Origin of the sequence: Flavobacterium limnophilum, from assembly GCF_027111315.2 — a bacterium.
Taxonomy (GTDB): Bacteria; Bacteroidota; Bacteroidia; order Flavobacteriales; family Flavobacteriaceae; genus Flavobacterium; species Flavobacterium limnophilum.
The window spans coordinates 709,814-725,849 of sequence record NZ_CP114289.2 but is presented as its reverse complement, the minus strand read 5'-3'; the positions used below and the strand labels follow the sequence as shown (position 1 = coordinate 725,849).

General features: G+C 35.3%; 12 protein-coding genes. 7 read left to right on the top strand and 5 right to left on the bottom strand.

What is annotated here, in order from left to right:
* Nucleotides 1–107: 107 nt before the first annotated feature.
* Nucleotides 108–1,709, top strand: a complete 1,602-nt coding sequence (locus tag OZP13_RS02985) for an AAA family ATPase (protein ID WP_281298608.1) — start codon at nucleotides 108–110, stop codon at nucleotides 1,707–1,709.
* 640 nt (nucleotides 1,710–2,349) lie between these two features.
* Here OZP13_RS02985 and OZP13_RS02980 read toward each other — a convergent pair.
* The gene (locus OZP13_RS02980) at nucleotides 2,350–2,832 is read right to left on the bottom strand and encodes a hypothetical protein (protein WP_269242258.1); all 483 of its coding nucleotides are present in this window, start codon (nucleotides 2,830–2,832) and stop codon (nucleotides 2,350–2,352) included.
* A 488-nt stretch (nucleotides 2,833–3,320) separates the two neighbouring features.
* Here OZP13_RS02980 and OZP13_RS02975 point away from each other — a divergent pair, with 488 nt between their 5' ends.
* From OZP13_RS02975 to OZP13_RS02965, 3 genes are all read left to right on the top strand, one after another.
* Entirely contained in the window at nucleotides 3,321–3,461 is a 141-nt protein-coding gene (locus OZP13_RS02975) for a hypothetical protein (protein ID WP_281298607.1), read from the top strand.
* 162 nt (nucleotides 3,462–3,623) lie between these two features.
* Nucleotides 3,624–4,238, top strand: a complete 615-nt coding sequence (locus tag OZP13_RS02970; RefSeq protein ID WP_269242257.1) for a hypothetical protein — start codon at nucleotides 3,624–3,626, stop codon at nucleotides 4,236–4,238.
* Between the two features lie 216 nt (nucleotides 4,239–4,454).
* A complete protein-coding gene (locus OZP13_RS02965; protein WP_281298606.1) occupies nucleotides 4,455–5,501 on the top strand; it encodes a virginiamycin B lyase family protein in 1,047 nt (348 codons plus the stop codon).
* A gap of 258 nt (nucleotides 5,502–5,759) precedes the next feature.
* Here OZP13_RS02965 and xrtN read toward each other — a convergent pair whose 3' ends face one another.
* From xrtN to OZP13_RS02950, 3 genes are all read right to left on the bottom strand, one after another.
* Nucleotides 5,760–6,992 carry an exosortase N gene (gene xrtN / locus OZP13_RS02960; protein WP_281298605.1) on the bottom strand — a complete coding sequence of 411 codons (1,233 nt, stop codon included), beginning with the start codon at nucleotides 6,990–6,992 and terminating at the stop codon, nucleotides 5,760–5,762.
* Nucleotides 6,992–9,490 carry an XrtN system VIT domain-containing protein gene (locus OZP13_RS02955; RefSeq protein ID WP_281298604.1) on the bottom strand — a complete coding sequence of 833 codons (2,499 nt, stop codon included), beginning with the start codon at nucleotides 9,488–9,490 and terminating at the stop codon, nucleotides 6,992–6,994. Before OZP13_RS02955 ends, xrtN begins: the two co-directional genes overlap by 1 nt.
* A gap of 243 nt (nucleotides 9,491–9,733) precedes the next feature.
* Complete coding sequence (locus OZP13_RS02950) at nucleotides 9,734–9,877, bottom strand: hypothetical protein (RefSeq protein ID WP_269243770.1); 144 nt, start codon at nucleotides 9,875–9,877, stop codon at nucleotides 9,734–9,736.
* Nucleotides 9,878–10,216: 339 nt separating this feature from the next.
* On the opposite strand from OZP13_RS02950, the gene OZP13_RS02945 reads away from it, so the two are divergent.
* Nucleotides 10,217–12,877, top strand: coding sequence for a cation-translocating P-type ATPase (locus tag OZP13_RS02945; RefSeq protein WP_281298603.1), 2,661 nt, complete (start codon nucleotides 10,217–10,219; stop codon nucleotides 12,875–12,877).
* A gap of 385 nt (nucleotides 12,878–13,262) precedes the next feature.
* On the opposite strand, the gene OZP13_RS02940 is transcribed toward OZP13_RS02945, so the two are convergent.
* Entirely contained in the window at nucleotides 13,263–13,817 is a 555-nt protein-coding gene (locus OZP13_RS02940; protein ID WP_281298602.1) for a DUF4494 domain-containing protein, read from the bottom strand.
* A gap of 237 nt (nucleotides 13,818–14,054) precedes the next feature.
* On the opposite strand from OZP13_RS02940, the gene lipA reads away from it, so the two are divergent.
* Together lipA and gap are read left to right on the top strand one after the other, a co-directional pair.
* Nucleotides 14,055–14,954: a lipoyl synthase gene (gene lipA, locus OZP13_RS02935; protein ID WP_281298601.1), complete on the top strand. Its 900-nt coding sequence runs from the start codon at nucleotides 14,055–14,057 to the stop codon at nucleotides 14,952–14,954.
* A gap of 74 nt (nucleotides 14,955–15,028) precedes the next feature.
* Nucleotides 15,029–16,021, top strand: coding sequence for a type I glyceraldehyde-3-phosphate dehydrogenase (gene gap / locus OZP13_RS02930; protein ID WP_269242245.1), 993 nt, complete (start codon nucleotides 15,029–15,031; stop codon nucleotides 16,019–16,021).
* Nucleotides 16,022–16,036: the final 15 nt, after the last annotated feature.

Sequence of the window (16,036 nt, the reverse complement as noted above, 5' to 3'; positions counted from 1 at the left end):
AGAAGATAAATAATGATGTTTGTCAGACAAAGTAACCCAATTTAGGGGTGATAAGTTGGACATCGTCAGTCTTATTTATAAGTTAGTGGCTATTACAGAATAACAATATGAAAATAAACAACATAATAATTCATAATTTCAAGAGATTCACTGATCTTGAAATCAAAGACATTCCAGAGCAAACTAGATTAATTTTGCTTGTAGGTCCAAATGGATCTGGAAAATCGTCTCTACTAGAGGCTTTTAATCATTGGTATCGTTATAAAGGATTTACACAAACTGGCGAAAAAGATTATCTGGAAAAGAAGGGAGCCATCTCTGAAGGAAATTACTGGTATGATAACAAAGTGCAAATTGAATTTCACGATGTCGAAGAAATTACGAAAGACGAAATTAAAGGAAAGTTTTACTTTAGGACAGCATATAGGAACGAACCAGATTTTAAGATTAGTGAGCTTAAAAATCAAAACAATCCAACTGAAAATCCAAAACTTGCCAAATTAAATATTAACGACGTTACTGTATCAGAAAATTACCATAGATTAATTTCTCAAACACTTGAAGGAGTTTTTAATTATAAAAATGATTCCAAATCCGTTCAACAATTCCGAGATGAGATAATAGGCAATATTAGAAACTCTTTACAGCGTATTTTTGAGGATTTGAATCTTAGCTCTATTGGCGATCCTTTGTCAGACGGTAGTTTTTATTTTGAAAAAGGCAATGCAAAAGATTTTCACTATAAAAACTTGTCCGCTGGAGAAAAATCGGTTTTCGACTTAGTACTTGATTTAATTATAAAAACTAAATATTTTCCTGAGGCAATTTTTTGTATTGATGAACCAGAGGCACATATGCACACAAGATTACAAGCAAAATTGCTTAAAGAATTAGTTAGGCTTCTTCCCGAAAAATCTCAATTGTGGATAAGTACTCATTCGATCGGCATGCTAAATCAAGCGGAAGAAATTGAAAAAGAAAACCCAGGAAGCGTTGTATTTTTAAACTTTGACAATCTCGACTTTGATGTTTCACAAATCATTAAGCCCTCAAAAATAAATAAGTCAATCTGGGATAAATTTTTTGAGTTGGCATTAGCTGATTTTTCAAAACTTATTGCGCCTGAGACTTTAGTTTTTTGTGAGGGTTCCTCTCAAGGAAGAAAAATTAAAGACTTTGATGCACAAGTCTTCTCAAATATTTTTGAAGACAAATATCCTTTAACAAGATTTGTGTCAGTTGGTTCATGTAATGAGATTGAAAATATTGAAAACCAGTCTATCAATATTGTTTCATCAATTTTAAAGTCATCAAAAATTATTAAAGTTGTTGATCGAGATGGCAAAAGTAAAAGAGAAATTGAAGAGCTAGCAACTATGGACATCAAAACCCTTAAGCGAAGACACATTGAGAGCTATTTACTAGATGATGAAATTATTGAATTGCTTTGTGATTCAAACTGGGTAAATGAAAAGCTTGACGAATGTTTGCTAGCGAAGCAAACAGCAATCAAAGCAAGTGTAAAACGTAAAAACCCAAGTGACGACATTAAATCTGCTAGCGGAGACATTGTTGTAGCTCTAAAGAGAATTTTAGATATTAAAGACGGAGGTAATAACACAAACAGTTTTTTAAGAGATACAATGTGTCCACTCATAACAGAAAAAACCAAAACTTTTAAGGAGTTAGAATTAGAAATCTTTCATTAATAAGTAATAGAAACTAGCAGCGGCTGCTTGTTATTGCTGGTGTTAAGGTAAATAGAAACATTATTTTCACAAGTTTATCCCCCCCTCCCCGAAGTATTCCTTAAAAAATAAATATTCTTAACTATCGAGTGTGCTATACGAAGCATCCTAAGAAAAACGTTTCCTCCTTCGAGAATCTAAATTTGAGGTTGCGGAATAATCCCTTGAGGTCTTTTACTAATCCGTTGCGGTTGTAGAACCTCAAATTTGAGGTTGCGGAATAATCTGTTGAGGTCTTTTACTCCTCCGTTGGGGTTCGAGAATCTAAACTTGGGGTTGCGGAATAATCTGTTGAGGTCTTTTACTAGTCCATTGGGATTGGAGAACCTCAAATTTGGGGTCTTGAACTGGTCTGTTGGGGTCTTTTATAGATCAGTTGGGGTTCGAGAATCCTAGGTTGGGGTTGCGGAATAATCTGTTGGAGTGTTTTACTAGTCCGTTGGGGTTCTGGACTCAAATTTTGGGGTTCTGAACCCCATCGTTACGGTTGGTTAACCCCAAAATTGCGGTTGGAAACCCCAAAGTTGGGGTTACAGACCTCAAAGTTGGGGTTAGGAAACCACAACCGACCATTCTGGAACCCCGAGAAAGGGTTAATTTACTACTTCGGATCAGTAGAATTGACCTTGGCAGCGGTTTTCATAAAGAACTGTTTTAGGTCGTTCATCTTGGTTTCATAGCCATCGGCACCCGTACCTGCCATAAAATTAGCGTAAGCATAATCCGTAAGTGCGGCCTGATAATTGTCGTAATCGTGTAGGATTTTGGCATTATTCAGCTTGGTCACAATGCTTTCTAGCCTAGAGATAATATTCTCCATCACGAGACGACTGGAATAGTCTTTTTCAAACTCTGACCAGTCCACTTGTGTTGTTCCAAGCTGAGATTGGTTCTGATGATAATCATTGACTTTGTTTACAAAAAGCTTGTTTTGCTCATTGATACTACCATATTTCTGACGGTCTTCTGACGTCAGGGTTAAATTAATGGGTAACAGCGCAGTCTCTAACGCTGACAAAGCCTCTTTTGCAGTCGTAATTTCTGCTGCCGATAGATGCTGATTGTTTAGATTTGTAATTGCCATAAGTTTTTTTTTAAGATTAATAGCACATCAAATATAAATAAAATTTTGAGTTAACATATTAAAAATCAATATTTTTTAGACTTGTATTGTAAATATATGGCTTCAAATGAAGCTATAACAAAACACTTCTCAAAGCTACCTATAACTTGCAACCTACAGACAAAAAAAGAGGCATAAAAAGCCTCTTCCCCGCTTACGCGAACGTAATGTCATTAAGTTAAGTTTTATTTGTCATTCTGACGAAGGAGGAATCTCGTGTGAGTTGCTCACGTTTGTTGGGATTCTTCCTTCGTCAGAATGACAAAATCATCGATAAAATCCTTTAACTTAATGACATTGTACGCGAACGTCCCGCTCGTGAACGCCACAAATGCAAAACAACAAACCAAAAAAAATCATATTCAAACAGTTAGCCTCCATTTGAACCACTATTTTTTTTATGGCAACTAAAAACATTTTGTACCTTTATAAATCAAACTCTTTTTTTTATGAAAACGAAAGAAAAAAACACCGAACCAAAACAAGCAGCCGAAAAAAAGCAAACGCCAAAGATGTCCAAAACTTGGTTGGCTATGCTGAACAATAAAGGAGAAGGTAAAATATTGGATATGCTAGCCGTTTTAAAATAAAAATGAGTCGTTATTTATTGAATACCAACAATTGATTTTGATTTCTTCCGACCGAAAATTTGAAAAATACACTGACCAGAAATTAAATTTCTTGTTCAATAAAAGATAAAACTTGAGTCTGGTGAGTTCTTTTAACCATTCCATAATAAAATAATCCTGATTATGAGAGTTTTATTGTTTTTCATCCTGCTCTTGACCCTACAATCCTGTGCCACAAAAAAGTACACCAAGACGCGAATGCTGCCGGAAGGAATAAAATCGGCTACGGAAGAAACCTATGTGGTGGTGAATAACCAGAAAAAGCTTTTGCAGAAAAAGCAAATGGTCTTTACCGGAAATGGCCGCATCAAATACTCCAAAACGGTTGATTCACTGGGCAATCTATTGCAAGAAACCAAAAAGAAATTATGGTTTGTGCTGGAATCCTATCCCGACAAGGAACGGTATTACTGCAAAACACGCTGGAAACCCGATCAACGCGAACGCATCAGCTGCTACACCCAAAAACAATACAAACGAAACGAAGCCATTTACCATTATAACTCGGATGGAACCATCAATAAAATAGTGGATAATTTCACCACTTTCCATACGCAGTATTTTTATTATAAGAACAAGGAACTCACCAAAATTGTCACCAAGGACAAAAATGGCAACCTTGTTGACGAGGTTTTGGTAAACTGCGAAACCAAAGACGAAAAAGGCAGTTGTCTAAAAGAGACTAGAATTTCGACTAAAACAAACCATAAAGAAGAAATACTCTTCTCTCCGATTTAAGAATAATCATCCTATTTTGTCAACAGGATTTATTTAATAACCTGTATAGTTATTTCACGACAGGACATTTTCTGAATTTTGATAATCATTTATACAAATACATTTTCTGCTGAAATAGAACTAGGCTTTATCAAGCATTATAAAAAAATTTCTTATAAAAAGAATATTTTTTTTATAATAAAATACTTATTTTTACAGAAATTTAAAAATCATAAAATGAAAAAAACATTACTCTTAGCTTTCTTGACTACATTTAGCATCAATGCACAAACTATTACCGACTACGTAACTGGACAAGGGGTTCCTACAGGAATTGCATTTGATGGCTCAGGAAACTTATATGTTGCAGATTATAACGCCTATAAAGTAACTAAAATCACTCCATCCCTTACGCAAAGCAACTTTGCTGCAGTAAATGCTTCCCCACAACAGATTACTTTTGATGCCAGTGGAAATCTTTGGATAGCAGGATCCGGCAATTTTGGTAACGAAATTGCAAAAGTAACCCCAGCGGGAATTGTAACCTCTTATCCTGCAACAGGTAGTCCTTATGGAATTGCTATTGACGCAGCTGGAAATGTATATTATTCAGAAGCTAATTCTGGTGATATAAAAAAAAGAACGGTAGCCGGAACAACCTCAACCTTTGCTACTGGCTTTACAACACCAAACGGATTGGCTTTCGACAAAGCAGGTAATTTAATTGTAGCAGACAAAATTGATGGTGCAATTAAAAAAATAACTCCTTCAGGAGTTGTTAGTATAATGATTTCCGGAATGAATAGTCCTGCTAATCTTGTTTATGCTTCAAATGGAGATTTGTATATTTCAACTGGTTCACAAAATAGAATTTTTCGCTTCCCAGCTGGAGGTGTAGACGGTGATCAAACACTATTCTTTAGATTTAATGTTGATTATGATACTCCTTCCCAAATGGCGATTTATAATGGAGCTTTATATGTAAGCACAGGTTCCAGTACTCATAAAATAGTTAAAATAACAGATCCATTTTTAGGATTAGAAGATATAAATAATCCTGCAAATAATAAACTTGTAATTTACCCTAATCCTGCAACCAATTTTTTACATATCGAAAATGCGGTAAATCCTGAAATAATACAATTGTTTGATATTACAGGCAGACTGGTTAAAAGTTTCAAGTCCTCTGAAATTAAAGACAATCAAATTGTTTTACCAAATTTAACTTCAGGAACTTATGTTTTAAAAGTGGATGATGTATCTAAAAAGGTAATTATAAAATAAGAGATTCGTTTTTAACAAAAAAAGCCTCAAATCAATAGATTTTGAGGCTTTTTTTATATTTTAAATCTGAGTTGTTATTTACTCAAATACATTTCTTCTTCTAGAGTACAATATATAGAACTGGCGATATTTTCAAACAAATCACCAATAAACAAGATGCTTTCTCCCTGCTAACGAGCACATCCCGCTTGAACACCAACAAAAGTAAAGCGCTTTATTTAGACAACAACTGTTTAAGAAATACTTATAAAATCATTTTTAAATTTTATTTGTTTCATTTACCAATCGAATAGGCTTGTTGTAAATCAATTTCATGCACATCACTTCCAGGAATGATGTATATTTTTTCTCTCTGCATTCATACCACCAGATTGATTGGTATTGAATATTATTTTTTTCCATTTTATTATACCAAATTTTTTCATTTCCTATTAAAATCTCTTTCGATTCAGTGATGGTGTAGCCATTTCCAGTCCAACAAATTAGGGGTTTGTGTGATGGAGTTTTGATGTAAATAAGTTTATTTGGTGTTGAGATTTTAAATACTTCATCGTTAACCCACATACCATTTTTGACATTATATTTTGGATTCAGATTTTTCAATAAATCATTCTTTTGCAAACTTTTTACTTCCATACTAGTTAGAAATAGAACTCCAAAAGTCAAAATAATTGGAATTCTTTTGAATTGAAAATTGGTGACTTCAATTTCATTAATTTTCGGCTTAAAATAGCGTATAATGAATACCATTGGAAGAATTTGATACATTCCGAAACATAACAAACCAACCAAATGGTGTAATGTGTTTTCTTGCGTGCAACCTAAAATGACCAAAGTCACAATCCTAAAATAATTAGAAATGACATTCAATACAATCACAATAAAACAAAATGCAACAATCGGAATTATGCCGAAATATTTTTGTTGTTTCTTTTCTTCTAATGTCAATAAAATTGCCCCTGTCAACAAACCTGTTTTGAACATTGATAATCCCATACAAGCCGTATCAATTGTAATTTTGGCATTGTTGCTATAAAAATTGACTCCTTCTATCCTATCCAGAGCCATAAAATTTTTTAAAGTTAAAAAAACCGCATAACACAATCCTTGTTTAATTTCGGAAGTCAGATGCTCAAAAAATTTATTGAAGATGGTTGAAAACAACAAAATACAAATAAAGGCTACAAACGAAAATTTACCAGTAAAACTGTAAAAAATCAAACATAAAAATAGAATTAAGGATAGGAAATGCAATGATTGAGTATGCAACCTATAACTCACAAATTCAAAAATAAAAATCAATGCAATCAACAAATAATTGATTTTGAAATTCGTTTTTCTGCTTCCAAAAACAAATAGTAAAGCAGAAAAAACGATTCCAAAAAAGTCATTGTCTAAACCAAAAAGGATAACATTATAATTTATTGCAAAAAGGCAACAAATTGCAAGAATCCCTATTCCTATTTTATATTCAGAAAATAAATTATTCATTAATTTACCATTTTTTGTTTTCTATAATAAAGGAAAACAGTTGTTAGCCCAATGATAATTAGCAGCCATTCGTGTGGTTCCGGAACTGCTCCGTCATTATTTATAGAGGCATTCCCAAGTGTATTTACATTTTTTTCGATTCCATTATTCTTGTAATCTTCATCCGTTTCCAGAACAATCAGGGACGAAATTGGAGTTACAATATTGGCATCTTTTGCTAAATGCACAAATTTATTTTCTTTCAAAGAATCATTTTGCATCGCAACTTGTTCTTGTAAAACTTTTCCAAAAGCATACATTCTATAAATATGATTGGAACCATTATTTTGATTTTTTGAATCTATTTCCGTTTCCTGAATTGCCATATTTGCAGGCTCAACATTAATGGTGTTTTCTAGTGTTTTGAATTCCAAAAATTGATTTTCTTGAATTAACTTTAGACATTTATTCAAATCGATTTTTAAATAAGAAACTATTTTTTGCTCTTTTACGGTTTGCCAAAACGGATTCAAATTTTCTGAAATATTAATCACTTTTATATTTTTTTGCTGGGTTCTTTCTTTTAATTTTTTTAGATAATCGGATGTTTCTAATTCTTCAAAATTTGCAGAAATAGTACCACATTTAGTGATGACCAAACTATTTTCTTTCAGTCTATAAAGAGGCAATAACGAATAAGTCAAGTTTTCAAATTGAGCAAAAACAGTTTCATAGTTGGTGCTATTTATGGATTGCTTTTGATTGTTATTCCATACAAAAAAGTTTTTATTGGTTTGATTAACTATTCTTTCAATTTCGTTTTTTGTCCAGCTGCTATTCAAATCTAAAATAATTTCACTTGGTTTGAAAGTTATCTTTTGTTTCTGAATTTCGTTGATTTTATAGGCTTTATTTTTCCAGATAAAAGCAGTTGAAAATACGTTGTTGGTCATAGGCACTTCTGCTTCCCAAGCATCTAATCCTGTTGATTCATTTGTATAAAAACCTTTTTCAAATTCAAAATCCTTACTGGTTTCAAACTTTTCGTTACCTGCCATTTGAATCCTTGAAATAGTTTTGGCACCATTTATATTAGGTCCTTTGATATCTAAACTTAAATATTTCATCGTGTTGTTCTCCACTTTTAATGGTGTTGTAAAACCACATTTAAAAGTTCTTGGCAAATCATAACGTATCGGAAAAACACGAACAACTACTTTATTTCCCTCTCTCCATTGCATCAATGAAGGATCTCGTGATTCGACTCCCACAATTTGATTGTAGGCTTTTTTTGCTTTTTCTTTCGTAGTCAAAACTCCTTTCCGTTCCATTCCATTTACCCATAATGACAAGGAAGTTGCTACAGCACCTTCGGGAAGCTGAAACAAATATATAGCCTCTTTATCTCCCCATGTTTTTTCTGCACAGGCAATATCCATAGTAATTTCAGTATATGCCAAACGGTCTTTAGCATAAATTTTCACGTCTTCTTTGATGTTTTTGGTAAACAAATCTTTGCCATCCCACAATTGTTCTTCGGTCTCCAATCGCTTGTCAAAATTAGATTTTAGAATGTTTATTCTGTCGTCTGCACTTAAATCTAATCTTGACGTAAATAAATAAGCCAAATTTATAATTGGGTTATGTGTTTTTCGTTCATTGTACTGCTTGATATTTCCAAAAGAATCAAAATTTATAAACTGAAAAAAATCATCAGAAGCAATGAAAACAATATTCTTTTTGAGGAGAATTTCGTTAAAAAAATTAGGTTTTAGATTCTGTGAAATGGTAATATATTGAGGTAAATCTGTATTTACTTTCTCAAAAGAATTAGTAATGGTATTTTTTGAAATCTTCTGACTTTCTATATTTAATAATACTGCGAAAATTGCAAAACCAACACAAACTATTCCAATTCCTGTTCCAAAAGCAAATCCATTTTCTCTGTTTTCAATAAAGTTCTGAATCAAAATTACTGTATGACTTATAAGAACGATCATTGGTACGAGTCCATAAAAACCTAGCCCTAAAGCCAAAATACCTATGCAAGAAATTGGTGCAAATGGAATGAGATAAATTGCGTAATATAAAATGAGTAAATAAGAACATCCGTTTGTAAAATACAACGCTGTATTTAAATACTTATGTTTGAAGTTACTGTAAATTGCAAAATTTGATAAGCAAAACAAAAAAGTAACCACATAGACCCAAATCGGTAAATTTTCAAAAACATTAATAAAAACATTAGTGGAGAAGCAACCAATAAACCAATTAAGAAATAAAAATGGAATAAGATGTTGGTATTTTTCTTTGTTTTTTAGCACATTAAAAGCAACAATCACTCCAAAAAGGAATTCAATTATAATATTGAAAAAACATAAAAATTCGAATTTATCATAATCAAATTCACTTCCTACTAGTGAACTCACGAGCATTAAGGTGCTCAACAACGTAACTACAATACTACTTATCACACCAATTTTGTTGGTAAAGTCATTAATTTCTGTTTTAATTTTCATCATTATTTGTTTTTAAATTGAAAGTACTTTGAATTACAAAGTTAATTAAATAGTTGAATTACAATGTAACAATGTTGTTTATTTTAAAATAACATCTTTTTTAAATAATTAAATGACTAATAAACAGGATTGCGCGAAAGTTTATTTAACAAAAAAGAGGCCTAAAAAGCCTCTTCACAATTCCAATATGTTTTACAATCTATAACTCTCCGCCACAACCTCGGCATCAAATTCCATGGTGTCTTATGCTTCCACGGCATTTTCAGGTTTGGAAGCTTTCAGTGCATTGAACTTTTCAATTTGCTCCAATTCGTCTTCTTCGCCAGAGAAATAAGGAAAAACATCCATAATCGGGGATTCCGAAATGGCCGGAATAGTGTAATCCATACTCAACAAAAAGTTCCCTGAAAAATAAACGTACCTAAAAACAGGGATTACCGTGAAGCCTCCTAACTTCGTACCTGCTCAATTTTAAGTTTCCATCCAGCTTTCGAAAAAACTTTGGCTACCGCCAAGATACCAATCAGGCTGACCGAAAAATTAATTTTCTTTTAATGTTTAGTAATAATTGCGTTAAAGAGGTAAAGCAAAAAAGAATTAAATTATGAAAGTCTTTATAATTATTATGTAAAGTATTAGTTCAGGAAACTACTAAATTGCATTGTTCTTTTTGATGGTTTTCTGGAAAAAAAGACATAAACAATCTAACCTAATCCGAAACAAAATATGTGGTTTTCCAAATCAGCAGAAGCAGTTTTAAATGAACTAAATGTCGATTCTAATTATGGTCTTTCTGACAAAGATTCCTTAACCAGGATAGAGAAATACGGCATGAATAAATTGCTGTCTGAAAAAAAGAAAAGCCTATTCCTGATATTTATAGCCCAATTAAAAAACTGGTTGATTTATATCCTGCTGGGAGCAGTAATCATAACCATTTTTATGGGCGAGTACGTTGATGCCGTAATTATATTGCTTGTAATATGTATTAATGCCATTCTTGGTGTTGTACAGGAAGTAAAAGCCGGAAAAGCCATTGAAGCACTGCAGAAACTAACATTCCCAAAGGCATTGGTTCGCAGAGACGGAGTTGTTAAAGAGATTGATTCTGAAAAAATCGTTCCTGGGGACATCCTTGTCCTTGATGCAGGAAGAATCATCTCTGCAGATATTCGTCTGATTGAATCTATTAATTTACAAGTTGATGAATCATCATTAACAGGCGAATCAGTTCCATCAGAAAAAGATGCTTCCCTTATTTATGATGACCAGAAAACAGCCCTAGGAGACCGCCTAAACTTAGGTTTTATGTCAACCATTGTTACCAGCGGAAGAGGATTCGGGGTGGTCGTGGGAACAGGTATGAATACCGAAATTGGTAAAATCGCTTCCATCATTAACACAGAGGTCAAGTCAAGAACTCCATTGGAAATCCGTTTGGATAAACTGGGAAAAACCTTGGGTATCATTGCAATTGTAATTTGTGCACTAATTTTCATCATCGCAATGCTTCAGGGAAGAAATATATCCGAAATGTTTCTATTATCGGTTTCCCTGGCTGTAGCAGCCATACCCGAAGGTCTAGCCGCTATAGTGGCAGTAGTGCTGGCTATAGGCGTAACCAACCTGTCGAAAAAAAATGCCATTATTAAAAAATTATCCGCTGTTGAAACGCTAGGTTCCCTGAATATTATTTGCTCTGACAAAACAGGAACCTTGACACAAAATAAGATGACGGTTACCCAATGCTTCACACTTGAAGGTCTTTTTCTGATTGAATTGGATAACAATACTACTTCTGAGGAATTAAAATTCCTTGCAAAAGCGATGATTCTTGCCTCGGATGCAAGCTATGACAATGGCAAAGGAACCGGGGACCCAACCGAGATTGCTTTGCTCATAATGGCCGACAAGCTAGGGATAGACAGAAAATCAGTACAGCAAAGCAGCAAGCGTATCGATGAATCGGCATTTGATTCTGACCGAAAGTTAATGTCAACGTTAATTGAAGAAAACGGGAAATTTATGGTTTACACAAAAGGAGCTATCGGAAACCTTATCAATATCTGCACCCAGATTTCAGAGGAAGGAAAAACAATCCCCCTTACTGAGGCTCACAAAAAGAAATACCTTGATGCCGCCATTCTTATGTCTGACCAAGCCCTTCGAACCCTCGGCGTTGCTTATAAACCAGTAAACGAAAAAATTGATTCTTCTGAAATGGAGAAAAACTTGATTCTTGTTGGGCTGGTAGGAATGATTGACCCACCAAGGGCCGAAGTTAAGGACTCCATTTTTAAAGCAAAAATTGCCGGGATCACAACGCTCATGATTACCGGTGACCATAAAAACACCGCTTTCGCCATTGCCTTTCAGCTGGGTATTGCAGAAAAAATAGAGCAAACTATTACTGGTCAGGAAATCGATGAGTTGACCGACTTGGAATTCGCAGAGCAAATCGACAATTACTGCGTTTTTGCCCGCGTATCCCCCGAACATAAAGTAAAAATTGTGCGAGCCCTGAAATCCCAAGGCAACATCGTTTCAATGACGGGTGACGGGGTCAACGATGCTCCTTCTTTAAACACCGCCGATATTGGAGTTGCCATGGGCATTTCAGGGACCGATGTTGCCAAAGGCGCTTCGGATTTGATCCTAATTGATGATAATTTTTCAACTATTGTTTCGGCCATCGAGCAGGGAAGAAATATTTTTAATAACATCAAAAAGTCCGTAATTTTTCTTATTACCTGTAATCTGGGTGAAGTAATTACCATATTCGTGGCACTGATTATAGGATGGAAATCCCCATTGCTTGCTATTCAACTCCTGTGGATAAATCTGCTCACTGATTCACTCCCAGCAATAGCGCTGGGAATGGATCCTGGAAATCCTGATGTAATGAAAGAAAAGCCACGTCCCGCAAAAGAGAGCTTCTTTGCAAATGGTGCCGGCTTGCAAGTTTTGTTTGGGGGACTTTTAATCGGGGCATTAACAATCTTCGCTTATTTTTTTGGGTATTATGAACATGGATATACCCCTTTTGATAATCAGGTACCACAATCCACAATTGAATATGCCCGTACTATGGCATTTATGGTTCTGGTAGTTTGCCAATTATTTTACTCACTGGCTCTAAGAAATGAACGAAAATCCATTTTCAGCATTGGAATATTTTCAAATAAATATCTCATAGGAGCAATTCTTATAGGCTTGGCCCTTCAATTAGTTGTAGTTGGAATACCAGCAATAAGAAGTGCCTTTCATTTACAAATGCCTGACACTAGTGCTTGGGGAATTATTTTTGCATTAGGACTTACTCCTTTGTTTTTAAATGAGTTAATCAAACTATTTATCAGATTTTTTAATTTAAATATTGCAAAATAAAATAGGCTTGCTATAAACTATTGGTTCTACTGGAAATGCATAACGACCCCTCCTAGCTAGTGAATACCAACAAAGGTTAACAGCTATAAATTTCGCATACGACCCGAATATCTCATTTTCAAATGGTAAACACTTTTTGCACACAATACTTATGCTATATTTGTTGTCCAAAATTTACTCTGATTATTTTAGGTTGGGACAATGGACGAGACATAATGTATGGTTGTGATACCCCAAAATCATCAATAATCTTCATCAATAATTCGTGCGAAGAAAATAAAAAGTCATTAGAAGAAACGGAAGCAATCCTAAAAACAAGAGTAACAAATGGGATTGCTTCGTTCCTCACAATGACAAATTGAGACTTTTTTACCAACAAGGAATATTAATAACTCTCAGCCACAACCTCGGCATCAAATTCCATTGTGTCCTCTACTTCAGCAGTATTTTCAGGTTTAGAAGCTTTGAGCGCATTGAACTTTTCCATTTGTTCCAATTCATCTTCTTCACCACTGAAATAAGGAAAAACATCCATAATCGGGGATTCCGAAATGGCAGGAATGGTATAATCGCCCATCGTGCCTTTCATCACTTGGATGGTGTTGTCAAAAGCTTCTTTCACGTCGTTCGCCTGCAACAACACATACATGTTTGTCTTGCGTTCCTTGCCACTTTCTTCGTCATAAGCCAATAACGAAATTTTGGATTTAAACCAACGATCGGCATTTTCGAAAGGATGAATCTCGGCGTAATTGGCCACTTTTATATTCGTGATCTTGAATTCTTCACTGATATAAGCCTTCATTTCCTCGTTGATTCTGGACTCCGCTTCCGTATAAGATAACGCATCTACCAAGTAGGGCTCGGTAGTAACTTTTTGGTTTCCAATCTCGTCTGTTTTTCTATATTTTACTTTGCATTCGTACCACATTCCGCTCATACTATTTTTTTTTTAAGGGTGTCAAAGATAGATTTTAGGGAAGAAAAAAAGCATCATCTCAAAAATAGATATTCACAATTTTGGCGGGAATTTATAGAAATGGTCACACTCAAACAATTGCAAAATGAATGTCCTTAATTTTTAACAAAATCCCAATTCCTGTATAGAAAATCCCAATACACAAATTCCAATTCCTAAAATCTCTTTGCTTATCTTTGCAGCTTCAAAAAATAATTTATGGGAACTGTTTTAGAAAACGAATTACCGGTTGGAACTCAAGCCGCGGCCGAACAGGGCATCGCCAAACCAAAATGGTTGAGAGTAAAACTTCCAATCGGACAGAAATATACAGAACTTCGCGGATTAGTCGATAATTACAAACTCAACACCATTTGCACCTCGGGAAGTTGCCCGAACATGGGCGAATGCTGGGGCGAAGGAACGGCAACCTTCATGATTTTGGGAAATATCTGCACGCGTTCTTGTGGCTTTTGCGGCGTAAAAACCGGAAGACCCGAAACCGTGGATTGGGATGAACCGGAAAAAGTGGCACGTTCCATCAAATTGATGAACATCAAACATGCCGTAATCACAAGCGTGGACAGGGACGATTTGAAAGATGGCGGTTCCATTATTTGGATGGAAACCGTGAGAGCCATTCGCCGAATGAACCCCAACACGACTTTGGAAACACTAATCCCCGATTTTCAAGGCATCGAAAGAAACATCGACCGAATCGTGGAAGCCAATCCAGAAGTGGTGTCACACAATATGGAAACCGTTCGAAGATTGACTCGTGAAGTCCGCATTCAAGCCAAATACGACCGAAGCTTGGAAGTATTGAAATACTTGAAAGAACAAGGAATCAACAGGACCAAATCCGGAATTATGCTGGGGCTTGGCGAAACCGAAGAAGAAGTTTTTGACACCATGCGCGAATTATTCGCTGCCAAAGTAGATATCGTGACCATTGGACAATACTTGCAACCAAGCAAAAAACATTTGCCGGTAAAAGAATTCATAACACCGGAACAATTCGCCAAATATGAAAAATTTGGTCTGGAATTAGGCTTCCGTCACGTGGAAAGCGGCCCATTGGTGCGTTCTTCTTATAAAGCCCAAAAACATATATTGTAATAAAGTTTATTTGGTTATTCGGTTATTTGTTTAACGATTAACCAAATAACCGAATAACCAAATAAACAATCCCCTTGAAAACAAGAATTGCCATAAACGGTTTTGGAAGAATTGGACGAAATTTATTTCGCCTGCTTTTGAACCATCCCACCATTGAAGTTGTGGCCATCAACGACATTGCCGACACCAAAACAATGGCGCATTTGATAAAATACGACAGCATTCACGGTGTTTTGCCATTCGAAGTTTCGTCTGACGAAAAAGGAATTGTCGTTGATGGAAAACCTTTCCTGTTTTTCCACGAGAAAAGCATTTCCAACCTCGATTGGAAATCAGTAAACATTGACGTGGTGGTGGAATCGACCGGAAAATACAAAACTTTCGACGAAATCAACGCCCATATATTGGCTGGAGCCAAAAAAGTGATTCTCTCCGCTCCTTCCGAAGTGGATTCGATAAAAACGGTAGTATTGGGTGTCAACGAACATATTTTGGACGGAACCGAAACCATTATTTCGAACGCCAGTTGCACCACAAACAACGCCGCTCCGATGATGAAAGTCATCAACGAACTTTGCGGAATCGAACAAGCGTATATTACCACAATTCACTCCTATACCACAGACCAAAGCCTGCACGACCAGCCGCACAAAGATTTGCGTCGCGCTCGTGGAGCCAGTCAATCCATCGTTCCAACAACAACTGGTGCGGCCAAGGCATTGACCAAGATTTTCCCGGAGTTCGAAGGTAAAATTGGAGGTTGCGGCATTCGTGTTCCCGTTCCTGATGGCTCTTTGACGGACATTACTTTTAATGTAAAACGTGCCGTGACAATTGATGAAATTAACGCTGCTTTCAAGACAGCTTCCCTAACTAATTTGAAAGGAATTTTGGCCTATACCGAAGATCCTATCGTTTCCGTGGATATTATTGGCAACAGAAATTCTTGCTTGTTTGACGCACAACTAACCTCAGTGATTGATAAAATGGTGAAAGTAGTGGGCTGGTACGATAACGAGATTGGTTATTCTTCCAGAATTATTGATTTAATTATTTTGTCAACTTAACAAATAATTAATTAT

Coding starts and splice junctions, on each gene's coding strand:
- OZP13_RS02950 (WP_269243770.1), bottom strand. CDS start 9,877: ATGGATTACACTATTCCGGCCATTTCGGAATCCCCGATTATGGATGTT.
- OZP13_RS02940 (WP_281298602.1), bottom strand. CDS start 13,817: ATGAGCGGAATGTGGTACGAATGCAAAGTAAAATATAGAAAAACAGAC.
- lipA (WP_281298601.1), top strand. CDS start 14,055: ATGGGAACTGTTTTAGAAAACGAATTACCGGTTGGAACTCAAGCCGCG.
- OZP13_RS02945 (WP_281298603.1), top strand. CDS start 10,217: ATGTGGTTTTCCAAATCAGCAGAAGCAGTTTTAAATGAACTAAATGTC.
- OZP13_RS02985 (WP_281298608.1), top strand. CDS start 108: ATGAAAATAAACAACATAATAATTCATAATTTCAAGAGATTCACTGAT.
- OZP13_RS02965 (WP_281298606.1), top strand. CDS start 4,455: ATGAAAAAAACATTACTCTTAGCTTTCTTGACTACATTTAGCATCAAT.
- OZP13_RS02955 (WP_281298604.1), bottom strand. CDS start 9,490: ATGAAAATTAAAACAGAAATTAATGACTTTACCAACAAAATTGGTGTG.
- OZP13_RS02970 (WP_269242257.1), top strand. CDS start 3,624: ATGAGAGTTTTATTGTTTTTCATCCTGCTCTTGACCCTACAATCCTGT.
- xrtN (WP_281298605.1), bottom strand. CDS start 6,992: ATGAATAATTTATTTTCTGAATATAAAATAGGAATAGGGATTCTTGCA.
- OZP13_RS02980 (WP_269242258.1), bottom strand. CDS start 2,832: ATGGCAATTACAAATCTAAACAATCAGCATCTATCGGCAGCAGAAATT.
- OZP13_RS02975 (WP_281298607.1), top strand. CDS start 3,321: ATGAAAACGAAAGAAAAAAACACCGAACCAAAACAAGCAGCCGAAAAA.